Here is a 16,788-nt window from a genome sequence, read left to right as displayed (position 1 = left end):
GGATGTGGAGAAGCATGGCTATGCTTATTGAAGGAACAGCGATCACGAAACATTTTGGCGGTGAGGATCAAGCCGCTGTCTTGAATAGACTTACGATCAACATACCTAAAGGACAATTTATTTCGATCATGGGTCCTTCCGGTTCTGGAAAATCCACGCTGCTGTATGCACTCAGTGGGATGGATACGATTGATTCAGGTACGGTGCGTTTTGAGCAGCAGCGACTCGATCAATTAAAAGAGGAACAGCTTGCGGAGGTGCGCAGAAAACAAATGGGGTTTGTCTTTCAGCAGCCAACGTTCCTGAAGCATCTTTCGTTGATCGACAACATTATTTTACCTAGCCTCAGTAAAAAGAAGCCGATGAAGGTGCTAGTCGATCAAGCAGAACGGTTAATGGAACGTGTGGGAATTCTTGAATTGAAGGATCGAAAAATCACACAAGTGTCTGGCGGACAACTGCAACGAGCGGGAATTTGTCGTGCCTTGATGCATGCCCCCAGCGTTGTCTTTGGTGATGAACCGACGGGCGCGCTGAATTCAACAGCCGCACAGGAAATCATGGATATTTTGCTTCACATCAACGAACAAGGCACGACCGTCGTGCTCGTTACTCATGATGTGAAGGTCGCGGCTCAGAGCGAGCAAGTGTTCTTCATGGAAGATGGTCAGATCAATGAGGAAGTGTATTTAGGGAAATACATTGGACAAAACCTAGAGAAACGAATGGAAATAATCAATTCGTATATGTTGGCAGCCGAAGGGGGAGAATCGCCGACTGTTCTTCAGAAGGGGTATGGTAAAATTAATAGAAAGGATGAAGAAGTCTAAGGGGGCGCATTCGACAGATGGCATACAATATTTTACATGTGGATGATGAAAAGGAAATCATCAAATTACTGAAAATGTACTTAAAAAGTGAAGACATGGTTCATTTTGAGGCAGTCAGTGGACGTGAAGCGCTGGCTATTTTAGCTGCGACTGACATGGATTTGGTGATTGTGGATATCATGATGCCGGAAATAGATGGGTTTGAATTGATTCGCACACTTAGAAAGAGCAGCAATATCCCTATCCTAGTCCTTTCCGCACGAATCGAGGCTTCCGATCGCATCTTTGGTTTGGAGCTCGGTGCCGATGATTATTTGACCAAACCCTTTGATCCTCACGAAGCGATCGCTCGAGTGAAGGCGCTTTTAAGAAGATACCATGACTTAGGTGTTTCAAGCCACGCTCAAAATATGCGTTTAACAGTGGGCACTCTCGAATTGGACACAAAAGCTTGTATTGGGTACGCCGAAGGACAACGCATCGAGCTGACAGCCGTAGAATTCCGCGTGCTGAAGCTGTTGATGGAACAGCCTGGGCGCGTATTCACCAAGGAACAGCTTTATGAACAAGGGTGGCAAGACCCTTTGACCGGGGACAATAATGTTCGCGTAATGATGAGTAAGCTTCGAGATAAAATCGGCACTGAGCGCATCAAAACGATACGAGGATTGGGGTATCGATTGGAGGCCGTTCATGAAACAACTTAGAAATGCTATCATGCGTGCCTTCATTGTGTACTTTTTAGGACTGTCGATCGTTGGAGATGTAACGAACGAGTTGATCACGGAACTGGATAGCTGGTTTTTTGGTGCCGAGTATCAAGTGATTACACCAATGATCGCTGGAATGCTGCAAATCCTGATGGTGCTCTTGTTTTCTTTTTTATTTTACCGCAGCTTGAACAAGAAAATCGAGAAAGAGAGTCAACGGCGGGCAAAAAAGCAAAGCACTTTATTTGCCAATATTGCCCACGATTTGAAGACGCCCTTGACCAGCATCACGGGGTTTTCCAAAGCGCTGAATGAGGATATCGTAGAACCAGAGGAAATCAAAGAGGTCACAAGTATTATTCATCAAAAATCGGTCACGGCGAATGAACTCTTAGACCTGATGTTTCAGTACACCAAATTAAACTCGGCTGACTTTCATTTAAACAAGCAATCCTACGCAGTGAATTTGTTATTGAAAGAAACCGTAGCCGCGTATTATGATGTGATCGAAAAGCACCAAATCAACTTCACCTTTGACATCCCAGAGGAGCCGGTCATACGAGAAATAGATCAGCTTGAGATGCGAAGGGTGTTCTCCAATCTTTTGATCAACGCCTGCAAGCACAACCCAATAAAAACAACGTTAGCGATAACGATGGTAAATAAAGGAAACAAAGCGGAGATCATCTTTGCGGACAACGGAACTGAGATCCCTCAAAAGGATCGAGCGCAGCTCTTTCACCCATTCGTCAGCGAAAATGAAGTGGAACGATCGTTTCAAGGCAGCGGATTGGGGCTGGCAATTGTCAAAACGATCATTGACAAGCATGGATTTACGATCGATCTGCTTGATGACGATGAATACACCAAGAAATTTGTGCTGACGGTCTGATTAAATAAGAATAAGCTGAAACTTAAACGAATGAGATAGGAGATCAAGATGAAACAGTACATTGCCTTATTGCGAGGAATCAATATCAGCGGCAAAAATAAAATTTCTATGCCGTTGTTAAAGGAAGCTTTTGAAAAGAAGGGCTTCTCCGAGGTAAAGACATACATCAATAGCGGAAACGTTCTTTTTTCAAGTGAAGATCGGGATCAAGAACGATTGATCCGTGCCTGTGAAGCCTTGATTGTCGAGGCATTTGATTTAGTTATTCCAGTTGTAGTAGTCGAGGTCGAGGAGTTGCGCCGTTTGCTGGAAGAAGCGCCTGAATGGTGGGATCAAGAGAAGGAAACGATCCATTATGTTATTTTTATGATCCCTCCCATGACGGTATCGCAGGTTTTTGAAGCAGTAGGAGAAATAAAGCCTGAGTATGAAAAAATCGCTCATTCTGGCAACGTGATTTTCTGGTCGGCACCGCGGAAAACATTTAATAAAGCACGCTGGTCAAAAATCGCGAGTTCTTCAGTGAATCCCCACGTGACGATCCGCAATGCAAATACGGTCAATAAGCTGCTGCATCTAAGTACAATAAAATAGTCTTATCACGCAATCAACTAAAAAGCCAAACGCTCGTATACTTTTCATTTGTAAAGTATAAAGAGGTTTGGCTTTTCGCTTGTAAAGTATTTAGTGGAAATGCTTTACATTTAGTCGATGGGGTTAAATGAGGGGAAGAAGCTCATTTTGGATAAAATCAATTCGATCAAAGACGTTTTCTTTGAAGAGTGCGGTGATCGCAACGACAAGCTGCTTCTCATGATCGATGTACAACACGTTTCCGCCATCTCCCATAGCTGCCACAATTGGTTTAGAGGAATCCAAGACCCACCATAGATAACCGTAATCCAACTGTTCTTGCTCCCAATGGCTGTGAGGCTGCTGCATCTGCTTTAACCAATGGTGAGGAATGATCTGCTGCTTGTTCCAGCTTCCTTTGTTTAAAATCAATTGCCCAAGGGTAATCAAATCTCGCGTGGATAATGTTAGCCCCCAGCCTGCGGCATTGAGCCCTGTGTGGTCAGCGACCCAACCGTTTGATGTCAGTGATTGATTAAAGAGCGTTTGTTCCTTCGCGGTTTTTAACTGAATCGAAGGTCCAACAGTTATTCCTAACGGGTCGAACAATTCTTTCTGCGCAAACGTTAGGATACTTTGATGTGTCCTGCGAGTCAGCAGGGCCGACAAGAGATCAGGACCAATCAACGGTGTATAGTAAAACTGGCCCAAAGGCTGTTTGCCGCCTAGTTGTTTTAGGGTGAATGTGGTCCAATCCTTGCTCATAAAATACTTGATATAGGCAAGAGGACCAGGACGGTACGCATAAGGGACCGTCATCGTCAGTAAATTTTCCAGTGTGATTTTTTTGATAGACTCATTTTTCGTTGTGAATTCTGGAAAATAATCCAAGAGCGGTTCTTCAAGCGTATCGATAAATCCCTGTTCCTGAGCGATACCCAGCAGCAAAGAAAGAATACTCTTCGTTATGGAATAAATATGGATCTTGCTGGTTTCTGTGCAGCCGTTGAAATAGTCCTCGTATAGCCGCTGTTTATTTTTTTGCACAATGATCCCTGTGATGTTGGTATGTTCCTGGTTGATTTTTTGCTGGATTGGTTGAAATTTTTCTTCGTTCATTGGTTTCCTCCATTTCCGAAGGCGCCTTCTATCTCTAGAGTAAGGGGATTTAAAATCATAATCAAGTGTTATTTTAAAAATAATGAAACTGCTCATTTTTTATTTTTAATATACTAGATGAAGAAGGGAAGATATTCTCTTTTTTTTCAGGAAAATTGTCTGTTTTAATCGGGAATTTTTAAAATGAAAAAGAAAGCTCGTGTTGAAAGCGCTTGTTAAACTGTGTACAATGTCACTAACGAAGGGGGTTGGGGTAATGGGTAGAAAGGACAGTGTGTATACTTTTTTATGTGAACAAACAGAAATTTTTCTTCAAGATACGGGCGTTCCAAAATTAGAGTCCACCAGCATTTCAGAGGCAACTGGAATCGCTCGCTATAACGTAAGTCGTGATTTAAATCGATTAGCAGAGGAAGGAAAAGTCCTCAAGCTTTCTGGCAGGCCCGTTCGATTTTTGACGAAGGAGCTGGTCGAAGCAGCGATCGGTAAAGGATGTTCCTTGAAGGCATCTTTGACAGTGGAAGAAGTTCGAGGATTGCTGGAAAATAAAGATTCCTGTCCTGGGGACTACCCTTTTACGGAGCTGATTGGGTATGATGGCTCGTTGGAAAATGCGGTGCGACAGGCAAAGGCAGCACTGCTTTATCCACCCTTTGGACTGCATTCGTTGCTGACGGGACCCTCTGGCTCAGGAAAGACGACATTTGCACGATTTATGTACCAATACGCAAAACATGCCGGAAAGCTGCAGGAGGATTCTCCTTATATCGTATTCAACTGTGCGGATTATTCTAATAACCAGCATCTGCTATTGGATCATCTTTTTGGTCACGTTAAGCATGCCTTTACTGGAGCAGAGACCGATAAGGATGGACTGATCGCCGCAGCGAACAATGGCATTCTTTTCTTGGATGAGATTCATCGGTTGCCGCCAGAAGGACAAGAGATGCTGTTTTCGATCATGGACCGCGGGGAATATTATCGCCTGGGCGAATCCTCCAACCCTCGAAAGGTTCGTGTGCTGATTATTGGTGCTACGACTGAGGCGATCGAAGGGAATATCCTGTCTACTTTTTTACGTCGTATTCCATTGAAAATTTTTATGCCGAGTGTAAAGGAACGAGGATTGGCTGAAAAAATCAAACTGATTTATTTTTGTTTTAAGCAAGAAGCTAAAAAGACCGAGCGCAAACTGCAAGTAAACGAAGATGTGATCCGGTTCTTTTTACAATACGATCCAGTCGGAAATATCGGACAAATGAAGAATGATATTCAATTGTTGTGTGCCAATGCGTTAGTCGACAGTATCTCCAATCACTCCCAGGTCATTCAAGTAAAACTGTCCCATTTATCGACCTATTTGATCGACCAGTTCTATTATGCCCATTCTTCTGAGATCAACGCTGAGATGCGAGAAAAACTGAAACTGCTGCAAATTGACGAATTTGTTTTCACACCTGAAGAGGAGCGGGATTCGGACCCATTTCTTCTGGTAGATGAGGAAGAAAGTGTGTCCCACGATGTTTTGGAGACGTACCACAAGTATCTGGAAGGGAAAGGCTCGCTTTCTCCCCTCAAGTCGATCATACAGGGCAAAGCACAGCAGTTAGCAGAAAAGCAAGGCAATCAGCAGCAGGCCATCTTCAAAATCGTTTCTCGTAAAAATTATGAAATCACCGTCAATATTTTAAAACGTGTAGCGCAGAAGAAGCATTATCACTTAGACGACAGCAACATCAAAAGCTTGGCTTTGCATCTGGATACCTTGATCGAAAAAATCACGGAGGGCTATTCCTTTAGAGACAATTCTTTTTTAGAACATAAAAAACCGAACGAATTGGCTATGGAAAAAGAAATCGAAATGGCTGAGCAGATTTGTCGAGAAATCTCTGATCAATTAGAAGTTCAATTGCCTGAGAGTGAAAAATATTTTATTTCTTTGTATTTAAAGGCAATGAATGAAAAGTATACAGAGAAGAAAACTGGTGTTTTGATCTTGATGCACGGGACGACCGCGGCGACAGATCTGGCGAACACGGCCAATCAATTGTTAAATGTCGAGCACGCAGTCGGATTAAATATGCCGCTGTCGCAATCCGTTGGCGATACCTTGGAAAAGGCCACTTCTTTGGTACAAAAGATCGATCAAGGCAAAGGTGTCGTGATTCTTAGCGATATGGGGTCGCTCAATATGTTCGGCGATATTATTACGAAGAAAACAGGCATCCCCACACAAACGATCAAGATGGTGACGACACCAATGGTCATTGAAGCGACGCGTAAATCCCTGCTTCCAAAAATGTCCATCACTAAGCTGTCTGAAGACATCGTCGAACAAAGCGCATATATTGGGAACAGCGTAGAAGACTTTCAAGACAAAGCGATGCAAGACGATACCAATCCCTTCACTGATGATCGACGAAGCAAGATCATCTGTATTTTAGAGGAGAGCTTGATATTTTTAGATGGGGCGACGATCTATGATTTGTTAGAGATCGAAGCGAAGAAAATCGCAGATAGCTATAGCATTGAAAACTTCGAGGATTTTTGGATCAAGTTTCTTTTCCATACAAGCAACATGATCGAACGGTCGATTCGCAAGGAGCAATTTTTACGGGAGGATGCGGAGGAAATCATCCAAAGCGATCCGGCGTTGTACAGCTACTTAAAGGAACTTCTTATCCCTTTAGAAAATCGGTACGCGATCGTGATTGAAGACAGCGAGATCAGTTATATGATGGAACTGATCGAAGTCAACACAAGCTTGATGTATTGACAGCACACTAAATTTTAATTGACAGCACACTAACTAAATAAGTTGTTCATTCAAAAGCATCAAATCATTTCCGTCTGTTTAACGTTGATTTGATGCTTTTTTTCTATTGTTCAGTAAATTGGCACGCTTATTGCAATATATAAAAGCGAGGAGGTGGAAGAATGATCGGTGTATTACTATTGACCCACGGAGAGCTTGCCGCCGGATATCTCTCCGCATTGAGACTAATTACAGGAGAGGCGGAGAATATCGACACATTGGGTCTTTATCATGAGACAAGTATCGAAGCATACAAAGAAGAGGTTGCAGAGAAAATGCTGGAGTTGGAGCAGGGGCAAGGGGTTTTGGTCTTTTGTGACATTTTTGGAGCTAGTCCTTACAATGTGACTGCTCAAAACTACCAGACGCTGAAAGGCAAAGTAGACTATCGTTCTGTAACAGGGGTGAACCTGCCGATGGTGATCGAAGCTGTATGCAGCAGAGAGACGATGGATTTGGACGAATTAACAACCTATATCCAGACAGTCGGAAAAGACGGCATCAAAGAACTTTTTGAAAATTATGGGAAGGATGAATAACATGAGCGAAATCGTATTAACGCGAATTGACGATCGATTGATCCACGGACAGGTAATGACAGCGTGGGTGAAGAAAACACGAGCAAATCAAATTTTGATTATTGACGAAGAAGTCGCAAAAGATGATTTTATGAGTGAGATATTGAAAATGTCTGCTCCTTCAGGCATCGACATCATCGTAAAAGGATTGGAGGATGCGGTCACCTTTTTGAAAGAACAGGAGTCAGAAAATAAACGCCTGATTATTTTAGTGAAAGCACCAGTCACCATTGATGCGCTGGTCAAAAACGACATCGCGATCGATAAGCTGGTTGTCGGCGGTATGGGGGTGAAAGCCAATCGACGCGTCCTTTATAAAAACATTTCGGCATCGGATGAGGAACGTACCACCTTTAAACAACTGATCGACCAAGGGATTCCAGTCGTGATTCACATTATTCCCGATCAAAAAGAAACTGATTTGTCGAAATATTTATAAGCAAGAATTCATTCATTACTAGGAAAAAGGAGGAAAAAAAATGCTTTTATCCGCAATTTTAGTTGCTATTATTTCAACGGTTTGTAATTGGTGGCCGAGTCATTTGATTACGCGCTCGTGGTTGTATCCGATCTGGTCGGGATTCTTGGTTGCTTTGGCTATGGGTGAGCCATTGATAGGGATGCAGGCAGCAGCGTATATCAACTTGGCGTATCTCGGTTGGATCACTGCGGGAGGAACGATGCCGGGGAACTTGCCGGTGGCCGCTGTTTTTGGTACAGCGATGACGATTTTATCAGGGGCAGACCCAAGTTTGGCAGTCACTTTTGCTGTACCATTTAGTCTATTCGGTATTCTGACCTTCCAGTTGACGATGTCGATCAATGCGTTATGGGTCCATCGTGCAGAGAAATTTTTGGATAACGGAAATATTCGCGCGATGCGCATGATGAATTATGTACCTTCGGGAATTTTGAATTTTATCATTACGGGAGTACCTGCGTTTATCTTGGTTTACTTTGGTGCAGAGCCGATGAAAAATCTTTTGAACATGATTCCTGATTCCTTTGTAGATGCGATGCAAGTCGTCGGGGCAATCATGCCTGCATTAGGGATCGCCATGCTGATCAGCTTTATGGGAAATAAAAAGATCATGCCCTTCTTCTTCTTCGGCTTCATATTGGCAGTTTATTTGAAATTGGACGTTATGGCAGTAACAGCGATCGCTGCCATCATGGGCTTTGTGTTCTACAATACTGGATTTCTTGACATGAAACCTGCTGGAAGGGAGCAATCATAAATGGAAGCAAAATTAACGAGAAAAGAATTACTAAAAAACTGGGCGCTGACCTATTCGAGTGAAACGGCTTATAACTATGAACGATTGCAGGCGTTAGGCCAAGCAAATGCGATGGTGCCAGTCATTCGGAAGCTCTATCCGGAAGACAAAGAACGGCAAGTGAAAGAATTGAAAAAATATTTTGTGTTCTATAATACGGAACCGTCCTTTATTGGAACGATGATTCCAGGTGTTGCGGCCGCAATGGAGGAGCAGCGTGCCAATGGCGCGGAAGACATCACAGATGAAACGATCAATTCGCTTCGGACAGGGCTGATGGGGCCTATCGCAGGGATCGGCGATACAGTCAGTCAAGGGATCGTTTATCCGATTTTAGCTGGTATTGCTTGTTCACTGGCAATTGACGGCAGTTATGTCGGGCCAATCTTCTTTGAGATTGCCTACAAGATTTGTTTGATCGGCTTTGGCTGGAACATGTACCGCTTAGGTTATCAAAAAGGAAAATCCTTCATCTTAACAATGCTGCGTGAAGGCACGATCGCTCGTTTGACGGAGATTTTCAGTATGGTGGGATTGATGGTGGTAGGGTGTATGACTGCCTCCCGAGTGAATATTGAGATTCCGTTGATTTTGAATATCAAGGGCGTCAAATTAGGAATTCAAGAGCAGGTTATCAATGCCTTGATGCCAGGGCTCGTTCCATTGGGGATCACCATGCTGGTCTACTGGCTGGTACGGAAAAAAGTAAATATCAATTTGATTATTTTGATCATTTTTGTTCTGGGAATCTCCCTGTCGTATCTAGGCGTTTTAGGGATTCCAAAATAAGTGGGAGTGAAGGAAAACATGAAGGCAGTTGAGTTAAAAGCAATCAATCAGTTGGAACTCGTTGAAAAAGAAAAGCCCGTGCCGAAAAAGGGCGAAGTGTTGGTCCAGGTCATGGCTTGCGGGATTTGCGGCTCTGACATCCCGCGGGTATACGTGACGGGTTCGTATCATTTCCCAACAGTATTGGGGCACGAATTTGCCGGAGAAATTGTTGCTGTCGGAGAAGAAGTCAGTCAAGAATATTTAGGAAAAAAGGCGGCAGTATTTCCACTGCTGCCCTGCAACGAATGTGAATTCTGCCAATCGGGCTATTACGCACAATGTAAAAAGTACAATTACTTTGGCTCAAGAACAGATGGCGGGTTTGAAGAATACTTAGCTGTTCCATTATTTAATCTAGTTCTTTTAGAAGATCACGTGAGCTATGAAGAAGGGGCAATGGTAGAGCCTGCGACGGTTGCCCAGCACGTGATTAATAAGGCCGACCTGAATGTTGGCGACACTATTGTTATTTACGGAGCAGGACCGATTGGTATAATGGTCGCTCAGTGGGCACAAATCAATGGTGCTGGGAAGGTATTGCTGGTGGATATTGATCCGACTAAAGTCGCTTTTGCTCGTGAATTGGGTTTTACGGATGTCTGTAATAGTCAAGAGCAGGATGCGGAAGCCTTTATTTTAGAAACTTTAGCTGGCAAACTAGCCGATGTCGCAATCGAAGCAACGGGTTCCAGTGCAGCTTTTGATCAATGCGCAAAATCGATTCGGACATTTGGTCGGGTGGTCTTATTGGGTAATCCTCATTCAGACATGGTGATGAAACAGAAAACCTACGATCAGTTTATGCGTAAGGAAGGCACGATCGTTGGGATGTTCAATAGTATCTATGAACATTTTCCCAAAAATGAATGGCAGGTTACAGCTCAAGCGATAGCGAACAAACAATTGAATTTGAAGCCATTGGTCACTCATAAAGTTCTGATTGAGGATTTGATTTCAGCGTTCGATATGATTCATGAGAAAAAAGAATTTTACAATAAGGTGTTGATGGTGAATGAGAAGTTATGGTGAGTCAAGTAAAGCTGTAATGGACGAATTGAGCCTGCTGCTAGGAAAAGTTTCTAATGAGGAAATCGAGGCCTATGTAGAGGCATTGCTCGGTGCGCGAGAGGTGTTCTTTGTTGGTGTTGGAAGAGTTCGATTGTCTTTAGAGGCTGCGGTGAAGCGTCTGACTCATTTAGGAATTTCCTGTCATATGGTGGGTGATCTGAATGAGCCGCCGATTACGAGTGACGATCTTTTGGTTGTCGGCAGCGGCTCAGGAGAGTCAGTCATTCCGCTGGAAATAGCAAAAAAGGCTAAAAGCTATCAGGCAACGATCGTCCACCTGACTTCTAGTCCAGAGAGTTCGATTGCGCAGTTGTCCGATTCAGTGGTTACATTTGAAAGTCCATCTAAAAGCAATCAAACCTTTACGTCGATTCAGCCAATGACGACGGTCTTTGAACAAGGACTTTTGATATTTCACGATGTATTGGCGTTACGATTGATGGAAGAAAAACAGATGACGATGGAGGCATTAAAGAGCCGCCATGCAAATCTAGAATAGAGGGAAGCTGAAAAATGAGTGAAGAAAAGAAGGTCGCATTTATCACGGGGGCCGCTGGCGGGTTGGGTACAGCAGTCGTCACGAAATTACTTGCTAAAGGATTCACAGTGTTAGTAAATGACAATAATAGCGAGAATGTCCAAGCTTTGCTAGACCAGTTTAAAAACAAAGAGATCCATGCCTACTGCTTCGATGCAACAGACGAAGACGCGTGGCTGCGTACGGTCGCTGACATCAGCGAAAAATATGGCAAGGTGGATGTGCTGTTCAATAACGCAGGCATCTTTAAAATCGAGACGATCGAGGAGACAAGCGTAGAGCTTTGGAAGAAGACGATGGATGTGAACGCATTAAGTATTTTCTTAGGTGTAAAAACAATGTCGCCACTGTTGGGTGAAGGCAGTAGTGTCATCAATACGAGTTCCATCGCGTCCTTTTTAGGATCGAAAAATCGAATTGCCTATGCTGCGTCAAAAGGTGCGGTATCCGCATTGACAAAAGCAGCAGCAATTGAGTTTGCGCCGCGGGGCATTCGGGTAAATTCAGTACATCCCGCCTACATCAAAACACAGATGGCGGCACATGCAGCAGAGGCTACTGAACGGACGATGGAAGAGATGGGCAGCCGAATTCCTTTGTATCAACGCATCAGTACAGCAGATGAGGTGGCAGATGTCGTAGTTTTCCTAGCTTCAGAAGCATCCCGATTCATGACGGGGTCAGAAGTGGTAGTGGATGGCGGACAATCTGTAAACTAAAGAATTTACGAGGAGAGAGGAACCGAAAATGGTAAAAATTGCTCCATCATTAATGTGTATGAACATTAGTAAATTTGCAGAACAAATTAATTGCTTGAATCAAACGGTGGATTATTACCATATCGATATTATGGATGGGCATTATGTCAGTAATATGACATTGTCCCCTTGGTTTATTGAACAATTAAACAACCACACGACGATTCCGATGGACGCGCATTTAATGGTCACCAATCCAATCGATTACGTAGAACCATTGCTGGATATTGGTGTGGAAGTGATCAGTATTCATGCTGAATTTTTGAATGGTCATGCGTTTCGATTGAGTGAAACAATCAAAAAACGAGGGAAAAAACTAGGCGTTGTTCTAAATCCAGAAACCCCCTTGAATCTGATTTTTGATTACATCCATTTGATTGATATCGTGACCGTAATGACTGTTGATCCGGGCTTTGCTGGACAAACATTTATATCGGAGAGTTTGGAGAAAGTCAAAAAATTAACGGTCTGTCGAAAAGAAAATAATCTTGGGTTTGACATTCAAATCGATGGTTCGTGCAATGAAAAAACCTATCAAACAATGATTGAAGCCGGAGCAGATATTTTGATCGTAGGAACAAGCGGTCTATTCAATCTGAACGAATCCATTGAAAAATCAGTGGAGATTATGCAAGGACACCTTGATGCAGCCGTAAGTGAAACGTAAGATGAACACTAGAAATTTGTGAGAATATCCAAAAAAAGACCTCGTAATGATCCATCATTGACGAAAAAAAATCACGTTTCTGATATATCCCATAAAGGGAGGCACAGCAACGTTTGAAGCATTAGTCAATGGGGAACGGAGGTCTTTTTTAGCGGTGAAGTGTTGATCAAAAAGCGTATTCGCAGAACCCAATCTAGTACAATCAACTGTTAAGCCTTTTAATAAAAAACCCTGCATATGAAAAGTAAAAGAGGAATTTACTTTATAAATGGAAAGTTATTTGTTGTTTGACTTTTCATTTGTAAAGTATCTTTTTGAACACGAAGCGGTAAGCCAGTCAAAAAACACACTAATCTGCACAAAAAACCAGCCAACGGAATCGTTGGCTGGTTTAGTGATTAACGTTTTATGAAATGATGCGGGATGCAGCGTTTCTCATGCTTGTTGAAATAGAAAGCTTCAAAGGCCTTCTTTCCACATTCCGCTAAATGATGATCAATGGTGGAAAAGCCCATTACTTCACTAATCAATTGTTTTTCTCGCCCAATGACCAATGGCTTCTTCCCGTCATAATTCTGCAAGATCGTGGCTGCGATATCGTCGCCAAAGGTCAAGATCCCGTCTACCTTTTGTTTCTCAAAAAAGCGCGCACCTTGAACCCCATCCTCCGCCATGATGCAATCCCAAAAAATATTGGCTTCGTCAAAATCAGGGTAACTCTCCTTCGCTATCCGAATAGAGAGCTTTGAGTTGTGGCTGATATTTTTACTGCGCCCCAAAGTCATTCCTGGTCGTTTGATCCCCTGTTCCTTCATATAGGAAAAAGCTTCCTTCAATGAATTTTTCAAGTTGATATAGACAGTGCTGACATCCGCATCTGGAACCTCTTCACAGAAAATAATCGGACCGTATTGGAAATAGTCAAAAAAGGCCTCGATCGGGTTTGACTTGGTCGTGACGATCAAGCCATCGAATGAACGCGTGGCAAACTCAGCCAAATAAGTCTTCTCCAACTCTTGATTGTAATTTGTGGGCAGCAAACTGATTTGATAGCCATGATCAAAAGCGGCCTGCATGATGCCGCTAAGCATCTGATCGTAGTATTCATGATTGACAAAGGGCAAGATCACACCAATATTTTTGGTTTTCCCATAACTTAAATTTTGAGCAGAGCGGTTAGGGACATAGTTCAACTCCTGCATGACCGCCAATACGCGAGCGCGTTTTTCGTCATCGACGTAAGGATGATTATTGATGACGCGTGAGATCGTAGAGACGGAGTAACCAGTGATTTTTGCGATATCGCGGATATTTGCCATGGGGGACACACCTCTTCACGTTTGATTAAGCGACTAAATGCTCTTTTAAATATTCAATGACAGCAGGGCCAAATTGGTAAAATGTATAGCGGCGATCCCGATAAAAGAAGCTGACGATCGGGCTGCCCATTAATTCGTTGATATATAAATGCTTGATTTCTGTTAGTTGAAGGTTTTGGATCGTCGGACGTCTAAACCCTCGGCTTCTGAAAAGTCTTAGCTGGTCTTCAGAAAAATGCAAAGAAACTTGAAAATGTTCTTGTGTATTTTCTTGCTGAACGGTCACATACGTATTCATAAAAAATTCCTCCTTTTTCTTTACAAGGGAAGTATAAGTTATGAAACGAGTTTCAGAGCAAGCGTTTTAGTTCATTTTTTTTAAAATAATGACAGCTGCTCTCGTTTGTCTTCAAATTCGTGTAAATACTGAAACACGTCATCTGTCCTCCAAAGAATAGCATGTTTTTCGCATGTTTCAATAAAAAGTTTCATGAGCTGTTCATGATTCGGACTATTACAGACATAGCTATCACCAAAAGCATACTGGTATTTTTTCTTCATTCCGGGAAAATGCTTGTCTAATTGCTGATAGAAATAGTCACGATTCCCCGCCCGCATCGTCACGCCAAATCCGAAACACAGAATCCCCTTGACGCCTGCTTGGATACAATAGTCTAAAAGCCCGCGTAAATTCTCCTCGGTATCATTGATAAAGGGTAGGATAGGGGATAACCAGACGACTGTGGGGACACCGACTTCTTTAAAGGCCATCAATGTTTCAACACGTTCTTTCGTTGTAGAAACATAAGGCTCCAAAATTTTACAAACTGTCTCATCGTAAGTCGTCAAAGTCATTTCGACTACCGCTTTCGTTTTTTTATTGATGGAAGACAATAAGTCCAGATCACGTAAAATTCGATTGGACTTCGTCTGGATGGCCACACCGAATTCATAGGTATCGATCAATTCTAATGCGCCTCGAGTAATGTTTAGTCGGGACTCCAACTGGATATACGGGTCTGTCATCGCGCCAGTTCCGATCATGCACGGTTTTCGGCGCCGTTGCAGCTCCTGTTCTAAAATTTCTAAAGCATGGGCCTTTACTTCGATATCCTCAAAAGGATGATTGATCTGATAGCAATCGCTGCGACTGTCGCAATAGATACAGCCATGAGTGCAGCCGCGAAAAAGGTTCAAGCCGTTCTTCGCGGACAAGATCGATTTATATTCTTTATAATGCATCGTGTACCTCCCGAAAACCAGAATTAAGAACAAATGTTCGTATATCTATTATCCCATATTTTTTAGCTGTTAACAATCAAAAGTATCGGTATAATAAGGAATGGAGGTGTTTTCATTGCTGAAAATCGGTGAGTTTTCTCGCTTAGGACAAGTATCGATTCGCACGCTGCGTCATTATGATGAAATTGGATTGCTCCACCCCCAGTTAGTCGAAGAGGACTCTGGGTATCGTTATTATTCAGTAAAGCAGCTGGAGCGGCTCGCACAGATCGTTTTATTACGAGAATTGACCTTCTCATTAAAAGAAATCCAGCAGCTGCTTCAGGAGGACGCGACGAAATTTACTGCGGCGCTGGAAAAAAAGGAGCAGGAAATCGAACAGGAGATTCAACGGGATCGTTTTCGCCAGCAGCAGATCCATCAAATGATGCAGCGGATGCAGCATACCGAGGAATACCCAGTAACACTTAAAAAAATTCCTGCCTGTTCTATCGTCAGCCTAAGAAGGACAGTCAAAAGTTTCTACCATGAAGGATTGCTTTGGGAAGAGTTTCTGACGTTGTTAATTAGTCAAAGCGTTACTTTACCGACAGCAGCGGATCAGTTTTTGACGATTTTCCATGATGAGGAATATTTGGAAGAGTGGGTAGAAATAGAAGTCGCCATTGTTTCCGATCACCCTGTTCAGCCGCCGTTGCAAAAAAGACAGCTTTCCGAATTAGACCCTGCCGCGATCATAATGGTTGAGGGAAACTATCATCAGTTACCAGAGGCGTATCGCTCCTTTGCTAGATGGCTGGAGGAGCATCCTGAGTATGAACTGCTGAAAGCGCCTCGGCAAATTTGTCATGTGGGTCCTGAACACACGTCTAATCCTGAAGACTATCTAACAGAACTACAATTGCCATTGATTCCTCTTGACTCTCACCTAACGTGAGGCTGTATCTTCATATCAGAGGTCGCGACTCTAAAAAAGTCTAGGAGGAGTCATCATGAAAATTAACGAGATCGGTAAAGTAAAGCAAACAGAATCAGGTGTCTATTTGGAGCTGTCTCCTGAATATCAGGAAGGACTGATCGGACTGTCTGACTTTAGTCATTTGTATGTTCTGTATTGGTTTCATCACCTCGATATTACTGAATTACGGGGAACGACGGTTGGCAAGCCGTATGTTCACGGACCAGAAAAATTAGGAACCTTTGCGACTAGGGGACCGGTCAGACCGAATCCTATCGCTTTATCAGCCGCGAAAATCATTAAAATAGAAGAGAACCTTGTTTATCTTGAGTATCTTGATGCGGAAAATGATAGTCCGATTCTGGATATCAAGCCTTATACGGCCAGTTCAGATGTAATTGAAAATTTTGAAGGACCTGCGTGGTGCAGTCATTGGCCGCAAAGCTATGAACGTTCAGGTGAGTTTGATTGGTCGGCGGAATTCAATTTTACTGAATAATGCGAGAAGTCTCAGAAATGAGGCTTCTTTTTTTGGATTTTGATAAAACAATTATTCGTGATGTTTCATCGTTGATAAATTAATAAATTGATGCTATATTAACGAATGTAAGTG

At 42.9% G+C, this 16,788-nt stretch carries 19 protein-coding genes; 15 read left to right on the top strand and 4 right to left on the bottom strand.

The features are described from left to right. Positions 1-14: 14 nt before the first annotated feature. From I592_RS09255 to I592_RS09240, 4 genes are read left to right on the top strand one after another with little or no spacing between them, the layout of a single operon-like run. Complete coding sequence (locus I592_RS09255) at positions 15-830, top strand: ABC transporter ATP-binding protein (protein WP_081633619.1); 816 nt, start codon at positions 15-17, stop codon at positions 828-830. Positions 831-847: 17 nt separating this feature from the next. Continuing rightward, positions 848-1,537 (top strand): response regulator transcription factor, encoded by a 690-nt coding sequence (locus I592_RS09250; RefSeq protein ID WP_010780475.1) that lies wholly within the window; start codon positions 848-850, stop codon positions 1,535-1,537. Next, complete coding sequence (locus I592_RS09245; protein WP_010780476.1) at positions 1,524-2,432, top strand: sensor histidine kinase; 909 nt, start codon at positions 1,524-1,526, stop codon at positions 2,430-2,432. Before I592_RS09250 ends, I592_RS09245 begins: the two co-directional genes overlap by 14 nt. Before the next feature lie 48 nt (positions 2,433-2,480). Continuing rightward, on the top strand, positions 2,481-3,026 hold the full coding sequence (locus I592_RS09240) for a DUF1697 domain-containing protein (RefSeq protein WP_010780477.1): 546 nt from the start codon (positions 2,481-2,483) through the stop codon (positions 3,024-3,026). 123 nt (positions 3,027-3,149) lie between these two features. Here the strand turns inward: I592_RS09240 and I592_RS09235 are convergent, their stop codons facing one another. After that, positions 3,150-4,124, bottom strand: coding sequence for a serine hydrolase domain-containing protein (locus I592_RS09235; protein ID WP_010780478.1), 975 nt, complete (start codon positions 4,122-4,124; stop codon positions 3,150-3,152). 256 nt (positions 4,125-4,380) lie between these two features. Here I592_RS09235 and I592_RS09230 point away from each other — a divergent pair, with 256 nt between their 5' ends. The 9 genes from I592_RS09230 to alsE all read left to right on the top strand — a co-directional run bounded on the left by I592_RS09230 (position 4,381) and on the right by alsE (position 12,656). After that, positions 4,381-6,900: a sigma-54-dependent transcriptional regulator gene (locus I592_RS09230; protein WP_010780479.1), complete on the top strand. Its 2,520-nt coding sequence runs from the start codon at positions 4,381-4,383 to the stop codon at positions 6,898-6,900. Between the two features lie 161 nt (positions 6,901-7,061). Continuing rightward, positions 7,062-7,478, top strand: a complete 417-nt coding sequence (locus tag I592_RS09225; RefSeq protein WP_010780480.1) for a PTS sugar transporter subunit IIA — start codon at positions 7,062-7,064, stop codon at positions 7,476-7,478. 1 nt (position 7,479) lies between these two features. Beyond that, positions 7,480-7,956, top strand: coding sequence for a PTS sugar transporter subunit IIB (locus tag I592_RS09220; protein ID WP_010780481.1), 477 nt, complete (start codon positions 7,480-7,482; stop codon positions 7,954-7,956). Positions 7,957-7,996: 40 nt separating this feature from the next. Further along, positions 7,997-8,755 carry a PTS mannose/fructose/sorbose/N-acetylgalactosamine transporter subunit IIC gene (locus tag I592_RS22160; RefSeq protein ID WP_010780482.1) on the top strand — a complete coding sequence of 253 codons (759 nt, stop codon included), beginning with the start codon at positions 7,997-7,999 and terminating at the stop codon, positions 8,753-8,755. Continuing rightward, complete coding sequence (locus I592_RS22155; RefSeq protein WP_010780483.1) at positions 8,756-9,583, top strand: PTS system mannose/fructose/sorbose family transporter subunit IID; 828 nt, start codon at positions 8,756-8,758, stop codon at positions 9,581-9,583. An 18-nt stretch (positions 9,584-9,601) separates the two neighbouring features. Beyond that, positions 9,602-10,654, top strand: coding sequence for a galactitol-1-phosphate 5-dehydrogenase (locus tag I592_RS09205; protein ID WP_010780484.1), 1,053 nt, complete (start codon positions 9,602-9,604; stop codon positions 10,652-10,654). Then, positions 10,638-11,192 (top strand): 6-phospho-3-hexuloisomerase, encoded by a 555-nt coding sequence (gene hxlB / locus I592_RS09200; protein ID WP_010780485.1) that lies wholly within the window; start codon positions 10,638-10,640, stop codon positions 11,190-11,192. The genes I592_RS09205 and hxlB overlap by 17 nt, the downstream gene beginning before the upstream one ends. A 14-nt stretch (positions 11,193-11,206) precedes the next feature. Then, a complete protein-coding gene (locus I592_RS09195) occupies positions 11,207-11,950 on the top strand; it encodes an SDR family NAD(P)-dependent oxidoreductase (protein ID WP_010780486.1) in 744 nt (247 codons plus the stop codon). Positions 11,951-11,978: 28 nt separating this feature from the next. After that, positions 11,979-12,656, top strand: a complete 678-nt coding sequence (gene alsE, locus I592_RS09190) for a D-allulose 6-phosphate 3-epimerase (protein ID WP_010780487.1) — start codon at positions 11,979-11,981, stop codon at positions 12,654-12,656. Positions 12,657-13,054: 398 nt separating this feature from the next. Here alsE and I592_RS09185 read toward each other — a convergent pair whose 3' ends face one another. From I592_RS09185 to I592_RS09175, 3 genes are all read right to left on the bottom strand, one after another. Beyond that, complete coding sequence (locus I592_RS09185; protein ID WP_010780488.1) at positions 13,055-13,975, bottom strand: LacI family DNA-binding transcriptional regulator; 921 nt, start codon at positions 13,973-13,975, stop codon at positions 13,055-13,057. 25 nt (positions 13,976-14,000) lie between these two features. Further along, the gene (locus I592_RS09180) at positions 14,001-14,273 is read right to left on the bottom strand and encodes a hypothetical protein (RefSeq protein WP_010780489.1); all 273 of its coding nucleotides are present in this window, start codon (positions 14,271-14,273) and stop codon (positions 14,001-14,003) included. A gap of 80 nt (positions 14,274-14,353) precedes the next feature. Next, a complete protein-coding gene (locus tag I592_RS09175) occupies positions 14,354-15,217 on the bottom strand; it encodes an SPL family radical SAM protein (RefSeq protein WP_010780490.1) in 864 nt (287 codons plus the stop codon). A 115-nt stretch (positions 15,218-15,332) separates the two neighbouring features. Between I592_RS09175 and I592_RS09170 the strand changes: the two genes are divergently transcribed. Together I592_RS09170 and tsaA are read left to right on the top strand one after the other, a co-directional pair. Beyond that, positions 15,333-16,154: a MerR family transcriptional regulator gene (locus I592_RS09170; RefSeq protein WP_010780491.1), complete on the top strand. Its 822-nt coding sequence runs from the start codon at positions 15,333-15,335 to the stop codon at positions 16,152-16,154. Positions 16,155-16,209: 55 nt separating this feature from the next. After that, a complete protein-coding gene (tsaA, locus tag I592_RS09165) occupies positions 16,210-16,674 on the top strand; it encodes a tRNA (N6-threonylcarbamoyladenosine(37)-N6)-methyltransferase TrmO (protein WP_010780492.1) in 465 nt (154 codons plus the stop codon). Positions 16,675-16,788: the final 114 nt, after the last annotated feature.

The sequence above is a fragment of the Enterococcus gilvus ATCC BAA-350 genome (assembly GCF_000407545.1).
GTDB classification, from domain to species: Bacteria; Bacillota; Bacilli; order Lactobacillales; family Enterococcaceae; genus Enterococcus_A; species Enterococcus_A gilvus.
Note: the sequence above shows the minus strand (reverse complement) of the source record. Positions and strands in the feature narration are given on the sequence as shown.

What these genes read in the sequence shown, in the direction of transcription:
- I592_RS09220 (WP_010780481.1), top strand. Translation starts at nt 7,480, where the DNA reads ATGAGCGAAATCGTATTAACGCGAATTGACGATCGATTGATCCACGGA.
- I592_RS09195 (WP_010780486.1), top strand. Translation starts at nt 11,207, where the DNA reads ATGAGTGAAGAAAAGAAGGTCGCATTTATCACGGGGGCCGCTGGCGGG.
- I592_RS22155 (WP_010780483.1), top strand. Translation starts at nt 8,756, where the DNA reads ATGGAAGCAAAATTAACGAGAAAAGAATTACTAAAAAACTGGGCGCTG.
- I592_RS09240 (WP_010780477.1), top strand. Translation starts at nt 2,481, where the DNA reads ATGAAACAGTACATTGCCTTATTGCGAGGAATCAATATCAGCGGCAAA.
- I592_RS09255 (WP_081633619.1), top strand. Translation starts at nt 15, where the DNA reads ATGGCTATGCTTATTGAAGGAACAGCGATCACGAAACATTTTGGCGGT.
- I592_RS09205 (WP_010780484.1), top strand. Translation starts at nt 9,602, where the DNA reads ATGAAGGCAGTTGAGTTAAAAGCAATCAATCAGTTGGAACTCGTTGAA.
- I592_RS09230 (WP_010780479.1), top strand. Translation starts at nt 4,381, where the DNA reads ATGGGTAGAAAGGACAGTGTGTATACTTTTTTATGTGAACAAACAGAA.
- tsaA (WP_010780492.1), top strand. Translation starts at nt 16,210, where the DNA reads ATGAAAATTAACGAGATCGGTAAAGTAAAGCAAACAGAATCAGGTGTC.
- I592_RS09225 (WP_010780480.1), top strand. Translation starts at nt 7,062, where the DNA reads ATGATCGGTGTATTACTATTGACCCACGGAGAGCTTGCCGCCGGATAT.
- alsE (WP_010780487.1), top strand. Translation starts at nt 11,979, where the DNA reads ATGGTAAAAATTGCTCCATCATTAATGTGTATGAACATTAGTAAATTT.
- I592_RS09235 (WP_010780478.1), bottom strand. Translation starts at nt 4,124, where the DNA reads ATGAACGAAGAAAAATTTCAACCAATCCAGCAAAAAATCAACCAGGAA.
- I592_RS09175 (WP_010780490.1), bottom strand. Translation starts at nt 15,217, where the DNA reads ATGCATTATAAAGAATATAAATCGATCTTGTCCGCGAAGAACGGCTTG.
- I592_RS22160 (WP_010780482.1), top strand. Translation starts at nt 7,997, where the DNA reads ATGCTTTTATCCGCAATTTTAGTTGCTATTATTTCAACGGTTTGTAAT.
- hxlB (WP_010780485.1), top strand. Translation starts at nt 10,638, where the DNA reads ATGAGAAGTTATGGTGAGTCAAGTAAAGCTGTAATGGACGAATTGAGC.
- I592_RS09185 (WP_010780488.1), bottom strand. Translation starts at nt 13,975, where the DNA reads ATGGCAAATATCCGCGATATCGCAAAAATCACTGGTTACTCCGTCTCT.
- I592_RS09250 (WP_010780475.1), top strand. Translation starts at nt 848, where the DNA reads ATGGCATACAATATTTTACATGTGGATGATGAAAAGGAAATCATCAAA.
- I592_RS09245 (WP_010780476.1), top strand. Translation starts at nt 1,524, where the DNA reads ATGAAACAACTTAGAAATGCTATCATGCGTGCCTTCATTGTGTACTTT.
- I592_RS09180 (WP_010780489.1), bottom strand. Translation starts at nt 14,273, where the DNA reads ATGAATACGTATGTGACCGTTCAGCAAGAAAATACACAAGAACATTTT.